This is a genomic window from Streptomyces pathocidini, from assembly GCF_001418495.1.
Lineage (GTDB): Bacteria > Actinomycetota > Actinomycetes > Streptomycetales > Streptomycetaceae > Streptomyces > Streptomyces pathocidini.
This window is the reverse complement of record NZ_LIQY01000212.1, coordinates 1-8,668: the sequence shown is the minus strand read 5'-3', so window position 1 is coordinate 8,668 and position 8,668 is coordinate 1. Positions and strand designations below refer to the sequence as shown.

Sequence of the window (8,668 nt, the reverse complement as noted above, 5' to 3'; positions counted from 1 at the left end):
TCGCCCTGGAGGAGGCGGTGAAATCCGGCGGCTGGACGCTGCTGTTCCACCCGATGCTGGTGCTAGACGTGGCGGGGTCGCCGGTCTGGCTGGAGCCAGACGCGGTCGTGGTGCGCCCGGACGGCGGGATCACCGTCGTGGAGGTCAAGTCCTTCCCCGTGGTGGACGGTTCGGCCGACGCGGCCAAGGTGGGCGCGGCCGCCCGGCAGGCGGCGGTCTACGTCCTGGCGCTGGAGGCACTGGCCGCCGCGCCCGGACTCGTACGCCACACCGTGCTGCTGATCTGCCCCCGCGACTTCTCCAACCTGCCCACGGCCGAGCCGGTGGACGTGCGCAAGCAGGTGGCCGTCACCCGCCGCCAACTCGCCCGGCTCACCCGCGTCGAGGAGATCGCCGCGGCCCTCCCGGAGGGCACGACGTTCGACCTGCGCCCGGCCGGGGACGGCGGGACGCCGACCCGGCCCGCGGCGGAGCTCGAAGCGGCGGTCGGCTCGGTGCGGGCCGCCTACGCGCCCGACTGCCTGGCCGCCTGCGAACTCGCCTTCCACTGCCGGGCCGAGGCGCGCACCGCGGGCGCGGTGCAGACCCTGGGCCGGGGCGTGCGCGGCGAACTCGGCGGCCTCACGACGGTCGAGGCCGTCCTGGCCGCCGCCCTGGGCGAGGACGATGGCGCCCTGGGCGAGGGCGGTCGGGACGGCGAGGACCCGGCCGTGGAGGCCCTGCGCCGCGCCGCCGCCCTGCGGAACGAGGCGCTCACCGCCTCCGGCGCGGCCGCGGGAGGTGTCCTGTGCGGCTGACCCCCCTGCGCCGGAACACCCGCCGCCCGTACCCGAAGGCCGCGGCGCGGAGGGCGGTGCCCGCTGGTCCCGGGCCCAGGCACCGGATGGAGCGCCTGCCCGCCGGCCCGCCCCTCCAGGGGCCGATGGATCGCCGCAAGGTGTCAGGGGACTCCCATGGCTGCGGACCACCGGCGCCCGTGCGCCCCGGAGCGGAGGTCCCATGTCCCTGATCACCACCCTGGCCCGGCTGGAGGCGGTCCGCGCGGGCCGGGCGCAGGCGCGGGCGACCGTGCTCCACCGGCACCTGTCCGACCGGCCGCTGGCGTTCGTGCCGCTGACGACCGCGGGCGAGGCGGGCGCCCCGCTCGGGGCGATGGTCGGCACGGACCGGGACGCGCCACGGCTGCTCGTGGTGGCCCAGCCCCGCGACCGCGACCTGAGGTTCGCGTTCCTGGCCGACCTGGCCGAGGCCGTGCTGCCCTACGTGGAGTCGTACGCGGACGGCGTCGAGGCCGAGGAGCGCAAGGAGACCGACCCGGAGACGGGCAGGAAGGTTCCGGTCGAGGTCGAACTGTGCACGGACGCCCCCCAGTTGCTGGTGCCCAGCGCCGCGGGCGTGGAGTTCGTACGGCTGCTGGGCCGGTCGATGCGGTTCCGCCGCACCGCAGAGGACGACCCGGACACGCCCTATCCGGCCCCCGCGCGCGTGCCGCTGCTCGGCCGCTGGCTGACCCACTACGGGGAGCGGTCCCGGGTGCCCGGCTCCTCGCTGCTGCTGCCGATGACCGGGCTGCTGTCCCGGCACTGGGCGACCGGCCAGAGCCACGTCGAGGACCAGCATCTGGGCGCGCTCCTCGCCTGGATCGACCCGCCCGAGGGCGAGTCGGGCGCGGAGGCCGCGCTGCGCGCCGAGACCGGGCGCGGCCCGGACGGGCTGCTGTGCTGCCCGCCCGCCGGGCCCGCCACGGACCCGGCGTTCGACAACCGGCTGCTGGCCCCGGCCACGGCCCGCTACGACGCGGCCCGCGCGGCGGGCTCCCCCGCCGCGCTGTCCCGCGCCGAGGCGGAGATCCGCGACCTCCTGGCCTCCCAACTGCGACCTTCCTGGGACGCGTTGTGGCGGGGCGCCGACCTGCTCCGGACCCTCCCGGAGGGGGCTCGGGTCGCCGACCGCTGGAAGCGCGACCGTTGGTCGTACACCGGCCACCGCGACCGCGTACGCGCCGGTGAACCGCCGCAGCCCAAGCGGGACGACGCGGTGGCGGCCGCCCAGAAGCTGGCGGTGCGCGAGACCGCACAGGCCCGGCTCGACGCGCAGGAGGCGCTGGACGACCCGCTGGTGATGGCCGAACGGCGGGTGGCCGGCGAGGCGTTCGCGGGCCGGGTCACCGAGGTGGAGATGGCGTACAGCGACGCGAAGGTCCCCCGCCCGCGCCCACTCGTGACGGTCCTGACCGAGGACCGGCCGCAGCTGGCCGAGTCGGCGAAGGTGTATCGCGCCCTGGCCGGCGGGAAGACCCAGACCGGGGAGTTCGTGTCCTACGCGCCGGGCGGGCCGGTGGTGCGCCTGACCGGCGGGATGGGGCGGGGCAAGGTCCCGGAGGAGGGCTCGGTGCCGCAGGAGGGGGACCACGTGTGCTGGACGCTGTTCGAGCACGCCCCGCGCGGCGGGCCCGAACTGCCGGACGCGGAAGCCGTTCCGTGGACGCACGGCGGCCCGCCGGCCGCCGTGGCCGAGGCCCCGGACCCCGTGACGGACGAGGACTTCGTATGACCGGCGCCGAGGCCTCGACCGAGCCCCTGGGCGGAGCGGGGGCCTCCGCCGGCGCCCTGGGCGCCGCTGCGCCCGGCCCCGGCGCCGCCGCCGCGCGCGCGACGGCGGCGATCCTGCGGGACACCCTGCACGGCGCCCACCGTGGCGTGGTCGTGGACTCCCCGCCCGGCGCGGGCAAGTCCACGCTCGTGGTCAGGGCGGCGCGCGAACTGGCCGCCGCGGGGCGCCCGTTGATGATCGTGGCGCAGACCAACGCGCAGGTGGACGACCTGGTCGACCGGCTGGCCACGGCCGAGCCCGACCTGCCGGTGGGCCGGCTCCACAGCAGCGACCCGAACCCGTACGACCCCGCCCTCGACCAGCACCCGGCGGTCGTCACCTCGGCGAGGGCCGCCGAGCTGACCGGGCTCGACGTGGTCGTCTCCACGGCCGCGAAGTGGGCACACACCAAGGGCGTGGAGCCGTGGGGGCACGCGATCGTGGACGAGGCATACCAGATGCGTTCCGACGCGCTGCTGGCCGTGGCGGGCCTGTTCGAGCGGGCGCTGTTCGTCGGCGACCCGGGCCAACTGGACCCGTTCAGCGTGGTGGGCGCCGAGCAGTGGGCGGGCCTGGCCTACGACCCGTCGGCGAGCGCCGTCAGCACCCTGCTCGCGCACAATCCGGAGCTGCCCCAGCACCGGCTGCCGGTGTCCTGGCGGCTGCCCGCCTCGGCCGCGCCGCTCGTCTCGGCCGCCTTCTACCCGTACACGCCCTTCCGCAGCGGCACCGGCCACGGCGACCGGCGGCTGTCCTTCGGGGTGCGCTCGGACGGTTCGGCGGCGGACCGGGTCCTGGACGAGGCGGCCGAGTCCGGCTGGGGCCTGCTGGAGCTGCCCGCCCGGCACACCCCGCGCACCGACCCGGAGGCCGTACGGGCGGTGGCCCTGGTGGTGCGGCGGCTGCTGGACCGCGGCGGCGCGGCGAGCAGCGAGCGTGCCGAGGAGCCCGTACCGCTCACGGCGGACCGGATCGCGGTCGGTACCGCGCACCGCGACCAGGCGGCCGCCGTGCGCGCGGCCCTGGCCGACCTCGGGGTACCGGGCGTGACCGTGGACACCGCGAACCGGCTCCAGGGGCGGGAGTTCGACGTGACCGTGGTGCTGCACCCGCTGTCGGGCCGCCCGGACGCGACGGCGTTCCACCTGGAGACGGGGAGGCTGTGCGTCCTGGCCTCGCGCCACCGGCACGCGTGCGTGGTGGTGTGCCGGGCCGGCGTCACGGAGCTGCTGGACGACCACCCCTCGACGGAGCCGGTGCAGCTGGGGGTGACGGTGAAGTTCCCGGACGGCTGGGAGGCGATGATGTCCACCTTGGATCAGTGGTCCGGACACCGGGTGGTCTGGCGGCCGTGACCGGCGCCCGGCACCGGGTCGACGAGCGCCGAGCTCATCGCCGCCACCTCGCCGGACGGAGTCCGGCACGGCGGAGTCCGGCATGCCTCCGGAGGCAGCCGATGGGAACAGCCCGGACGGCTGGGAGGCGAACCACGCGGCGCTCCCGCACCTCTCGGAGCACGCGGTCCACCGGCGGCCCAGGAGGGTGGTCTTGCCAGGCGCGGGACAATGAAGGCAGAAGCACCGGATCGGATCCACCAGACGACCAGTCGTCGGAGAACGTCGGAGGTAAGTCCATGTCGGAGCCGCGGCCGGCTCATCAACAGGCGGACGACGCGAAGCGGCGGCTACGGCCCGCGGCGCTGCTCTTCGAGCCCGCGGAGGCCCTGGAGGACGACGAGCACTTCTTCGACCTGGAGTCGCTGGAGGACCCGCGCGAGCTGCTCGACCGGTCCACGGAACTCTCCCTCGCCTTCCAGGAGGCGGCCGACCGCGCGACCGAGTTCCAGGCGATGGCCGCGGCCCAACTGGCCGACCCCAAGCGGTTCGACCGGCTCTCGCCCGCCGCGATCGCCGAGCGTGCGGAGTGGAGCGAGGACTACGCGAAGAAGATGATCGAGTTCGGCCGCGACCTGCTGCGGGGCGGCGGCACGGCCGCGAAGTAGCGGGGCCGGACGGACGGCCCGGACGGCCGCAGGCGGGAGCGAGGGGCGGACGGTACCCGAAGCGACCCCACCCTGTCCGGTTTTCCCGCGATCCGCGGCCTCGGCCCCACTCGGGTCGGTACGTCTAGGTGCATGACCACCGTGAACACCGCGCCCTCGCAGGACCATCCCGCGGCCCTCGCCACAGCCGCCGGGGCCGAATGGCTCGCCTCCGCGGCCCCGTCCCCGCGCGCCGCGCTCGCCCGGTGGGCCACCTTCCCCACAGCCCCGGCGGTCCTGCCCTGCGGCACCGTCTTCGACGTGATCAACGTGCCCGCGGTCTTCGGCCGCCGGATGCTGAACCGCCTGTGGTCCGGCGGCCCCGGCTCGGGCCCGGTGGCCGCGCACCGCGGCCGCACCCTGCTCTTCGCCGCCCCCGGCACCGCCCACCGGCTGCCCGCACTGCTGAACTGGGAGGAGTGGGGCCGGGCGGTCCCGCCACCGCTCTGCCACGGCGCGGGCGACGCCGTGGCCGTACCGGCCCCGAACCCCCGGCACCCGGCGGACGGGACCGGCCAGGACCGGGACGCGGGATCGCGCTGGCTGGTCGCGCCCGACGTGCGCTATCCGTGGCTGCCGGGCCCCGAGATCCTGCTCTGGGCCTGTGTGCGGGCGGCCCGCGGGGGCGCGGGTCCATCGATTTTCGTTCGGCCCGAGGCGGATGCTAAGGTCGTCCCCGTCGGGCGCCGCTAGCTCAGTTGGTTAGAGCAGCTGACTCTTAATCAGCGGGTCCGGGGTTCGAGTCCCTGGCGGCGCACTTCTTACGGTTAGGCCGTTGACCTGGGCTTTCTCGCTCCGCGAGGAAGCCCTTCGTCATGTACGGGACCGGCGACGGAACGGCCGGGGCCGGTGCCCCGGAACGGGGGCGGCACCGCGTACGGCACCCCGGCTGCCGTGTTCGCGGCAGCGCTCACGGCAGCGTGACCCGCACCGTCCAGCGCCCGCTGCCGTCCGTGCCCAGCGCCTCGACCGACACCCCGCTGTCCCGGTCGGTCAGCCGCTCCCCCACCCCCAGCGGCGCGTCCGCCAGCTGCGGATAGACGGAGGAGGTCCAGCAGGCCCCGGAGTGCGGATGCCCGTCGAGGACCTCGATCGGGCCGCCGCCGGACGCGGTCGAGCTGCGCACCCGGTAGACCAGCACGCCCTGGCTGCACACCTCGGCGTCGTTGCCCCGCGCCTCGCGGACCTCGACGGCGATGGCGGCCTCGGTGGCGGTGCGGACCACCAGCAGCCGCCGCCCGCCGCCCGTCCTCCGGTCCACGGGGGCCGAGAGCGGTTCCAGGCTGTGGACGCTCCTGCCGGCCCGGTCCACACAGCCGATCTGGGAGCGGTCGAGCCAGCCGAGCTTCCACTTGTGCCATCCGAAGGGCTCGGGCGCGAGCCCGAACTGGCTGCCCATGAGGTCCCAGTCGCCCACGTACGTGTCCCAGTCACCCTTGCCGTCCTTGGGGCGGTGGTAGAGGTCGGGCAGGTCGAAGACGTGCCCGGTCTCGTGGGCGAGGACGTTGCGGTCGGGCGGGTGCTGCTCGAAGACGGTGACGATCCGGCGCAGCTCGGTGCCGTCCACCCGCATCGGCCGGTCGAAGTTGACCACCTTGGTGGCGTCGGAGTCGACCCCGGGCGCGTCCGGGTCGGCGACGAAGTACACGACGTCGTACCGCGAGAAGTCCACGCTCCGGTCGGCGGCGTGCACCGCGTCGCGCAGATAGGCCGCGCGCCGCCGCGGCTCCCAGTCGCGCTTTATCCCGTACGCGGTGGAGGACTTCGGCATGCGGACCCAGCCGCGCTGCGGGTGGGGGCGGAGCGTGAACCGGCCGTAGGAGGCGCGCTCGAAGAAGGACGAGGTGTCGGGGAAGTAGTCGGCGGTCAGCTCGGCGGGGGTGGCCTGCGGCACGGCGTCGGGGAACGACAGGAAGACCATGGCCGCTTCGAGCCGCCGGTGCGGACGGTGGTAGGAGGCGTTCCAGGTGTCCACACCCTCGGAGTGGTGGGCGCCGGTGCGGCGCAGCGCACAGGGGTTGACCGGGCTCGCGGCCGAGGCGGGGCCCGCCGCGAGCGAGGTGGCGATCACGGCCGTGAGGGAGGTGAATCCGGCCGCGAGAGAGCGTGGTAGACGCGACCGGTCCACTCGCCCGGGTGTCTGCGGACGCGGCACGTCGACCTCCCCGGCTGGAGTCGGGACACGTCATCCACCCTGCGGGGGTTTGTCATTCCATGCCCTGTTCCGGTGACCCGGTCGAGTGAGGGCCGCAAGCATGGTCATAAGTAACAGAAAGTCACCGATGGTCGGTGAGGCAACAGGCTCGGGCAGAGGTGTGCAGAAACGATCGGCCGGGGCGTCGCGGGTGCCCAAGATCACTACGGTGTTACTGGAACGGCCCTCTCAAGGGCCTCTATGATCGCCACATTTCCAGCGCGGATTCCTCCATGGGCGGTCGTTCGCCGTCGGCCGGACCACCTCTTCGAATCTGTACGAGACGAGTGCCCTGCGGGAGCGAGCGGTGAGCCAATCCCCCGATGGGCCGGGCCATGCGCCCGGCATCACGATGCCGATGATCACTAAACGTAACCACCCGAGACGCCGTCAGCTCGCGGACCCGGCCGGGACGGTCAGCGGGACGGGCGCGGGGGCCCTGGTGGGCGGCGAAGCGACCCGTGTCGCCCCGGCCGGCCCGGCGGCACCTGTTGCGACGGGCGTGCCGCCCGGTTCGCGTTCCGCGGGTGAACTGCGCGACATCCAGGCCGCGTTCAACGCCGCACGGCTCGGGATGGCCGTCGTGGGCCGCGACGGGCGGGTCGTCAGCGCCAACCACACGCTCGGCGCGATGCTCGGCACCGACCCGGCACTGCTCTCGGACGAGTCCGCCGCCGACCTCGTCGACCTCGGCGACGACTCCCGCATCTGGAACGCGTACCTCGCCGTGCTCCGCGGCCGCGACGAACCGCTGCGCTGCGCCCGGTGCCTCAAGGGCCCGGACGGGCGGCCGCTGTGGACAGAGGTCACCGTCGCGCCGCTGCCCGAAAGCGGCCGGGTACTGCTGTCGGTGGCCGATGTCAGCGAGCGGCGCGACCTCCAGGCCCGGCTGCGCCACCTCCAGATGCACGACCCGGTGACGCGGCTGCCCAACCGGGCGCTCTTCTTCGAGCGGCTGACGGCCGCACTGACCCCCGACCCGTACGACCGCGGCGGCACCGGCCGGATCGGGCTCTGCTACCTGGACCTGGACGGGTTCAAGGCGATCAACGACACCCTCGGGCACCGCGTCGGCGACGAGCTGCTGCGGGCGGTCGCGCAGCGGCTGGTGCAGTGCGCCGACGAGTTGGGGCACGGCAGGCGCGGCGGCCACCTGGTGGCGCGGCTCGGCGGCGACGAGTTCGCCGTCCTGGTGGAGGACTCCACCGGCACCGAGCAGCTGGCGGCGCTTGCCGGTTCCGTACTGGCCGCGCTGCAGCGGCCGTTCGACCTGGCCGGGCAGCGGCTCTCGGTCTCGGCCAGCATCGGCGTGGTCGAGCGGGTGGCGGCCGGGACCACCGCGACCGGTCTGGTGCAGGCCGCCGACACCACGTTGTACTGGGCCAAGGCCGACGGGAAGGCCCGCTGGACCCTCTTCGACCCCGAGCGCAACGCCCACCGCATGACCCGACAGGCCCTGTCCAGCATGCTGCGGCCGGCCGTGGAGCGCGGGGAGTTCACGCTGGACTACCAGCCGCTCGTCGGCCTCGGCGACGGGGCGCTGCGCGGGGTGGAGGCGCTGGTGCGCTGGCGCCACCCGCAGTTCGGCACCCTGGCGCCGAATCGGTTCATCGGCGTGGCAGAGGAGGACGGCTCGATCGTCGAACTCGGGCGCTGGGTCCTGGAGAACGCCTGCCGCCAGGCGCGGCGCTGGCAGCTGGACCACAGCGTGAACGTGGCCGTGCGGCAGGTCTGGGACTCGGATCTGGTGGCGGACGTCGCCGGAATCCTGAAGGAGACCGGGCTGCCGCCCGAGCTGCTCCAGCTGGAGCTGACCGAGTCGGCCGTCATGGGTTCCGCGG

Annotated in this window: 6 protein-coding genes, 1 tRNA gene and 1 pseudogene; 7 read left to right on the top strand and 1 reads right to left on the bottom strand. The window is 74.9% G+C overall.

Features of this window, described 5'->3' with window-relative positions:
- From AOK16_RS12045 to AOK16_RS12020, 6 genes and pseudogenes are all read left to right on the top strand, one after another.
- Positions 1–797, top strand: a pseudogene (locus AOK16_RS12045) (hypothetical protein); the annotation flags it as partial.
- Positions 798–999: 202 nt separating this feature from the next.
- On the top strand, positions 1,000–2,553 hold the full coding sequence (locus AOK16_RS12040; protein ID WP_055472252.1) for a hypothetical protein: 1,554 nt from the start codon (positions 1,000–1,002) through the stop codon (positions 2,551–2,553).
- A complete protein-coding gene (locus AOK16_RS12035; RefSeq protein ID WP_079101284.1) occupies positions 2,550–3,947 on the top strand; it encodes an AAA domain-containing protein in 1,398 nt (465 codons plus the stop codon). The genes AOK16_RS12040 and AOK16_RS12035 overlap by 4 nt, the downstream gene beginning before the upstream one ends.
- Before the next feature lie 278 nt (positions 3,948–4,225).
- Positions 4,226–4,594: a hypothetical protein gene (locus tag AOK16_RS12030; protein ID WP_055472251.1), complete on the top strand. Its 369-nt coding sequence runs from the start codon at positions 4,226–4,228 to the stop codon at positions 4,592–4,594.
- A gap of 132 nt (positions 4,595–4,726) precedes the next feature.
- Positions 4,727–5,326, top strand: coding sequence for a bifunctional DNA primase/polymerase (locus tag AOK16_RS12025; RefSeq protein ID WP_055472254.1), 600 nt, complete (start codon positions 4,727–4,729; stop codon positions 5,324–5,326).
- Positions 5,317–5,390, top strand: a tRNA-Lys gene (locus AOK16_RS12020). The genes AOK16_RS12025 and AOK16_RS12020 overlap by 10 nt, the downstream gene beginning before the upstream one ends.
- Positions 5,391–5,543: 153 nt before the next feature.
- On the opposite strand, the gene AOK16_RS12015 is transcribed toward AOK16_RS12020, so the two are convergent.
- Positions 5,544–6,788, bottom strand: coding sequence for a M6 family metalloprotease domain-containing protein (locus tag AOK16_RS12015; RefSeq protein ID WP_055472250.1), 1,245 nt, complete (start codon positions 6,786–6,788; stop codon positions 5,544–5,546).
- 397 nt (positions 6,789–7,185) lie between these two features.
- Between AOK16_RS12015 and AOK16_RS12010 the strand changes: the two genes are divergently transcribed.
- The coding region (locus tag AOK16_RS12010; RefSeq protein ID WP_338058485.1) for a putative bifunctional diguanylate cyclase/phosphodiesterase at positions 7,186–8,668 on the top strand (1,483 nt) is incomplete at its 3' end.

What these genes read in the sequence shown, in the direction of transcription:
- AOK16_RS12035 (WP_079101284.1), top strand. Translation starts at nt 2,550, where the DNA reads ATGACCGGCGCCGAGGCCTCGACCGAGCCCCTGGGCGGAGCGGGGGCC.
- AOK16_RS12030 (WP_055472251.1), top strand. Translation starts at nt 4,226, where the DNA reads ATGTCGGAGCCGCGGCCGGCTCATCAACAGGCGGACGACGCGAAGCGG.
- AOK16_RS12025 (WP_055472254.1), top strand. Translation starts at nt 4,727, where the DNA reads ATGACCACCGTGAACACCGCGCCCTCGCAGGACCATCCCGCGGCCCTC.
- AOK16_RS12040 (WP_055472252.1), top strand. Translation starts at nt 1,000, where the DNA reads ATGTCCCTGATCACCACCCTGGCCCGGCTGGAGGCGGTCCGCGCGGGC.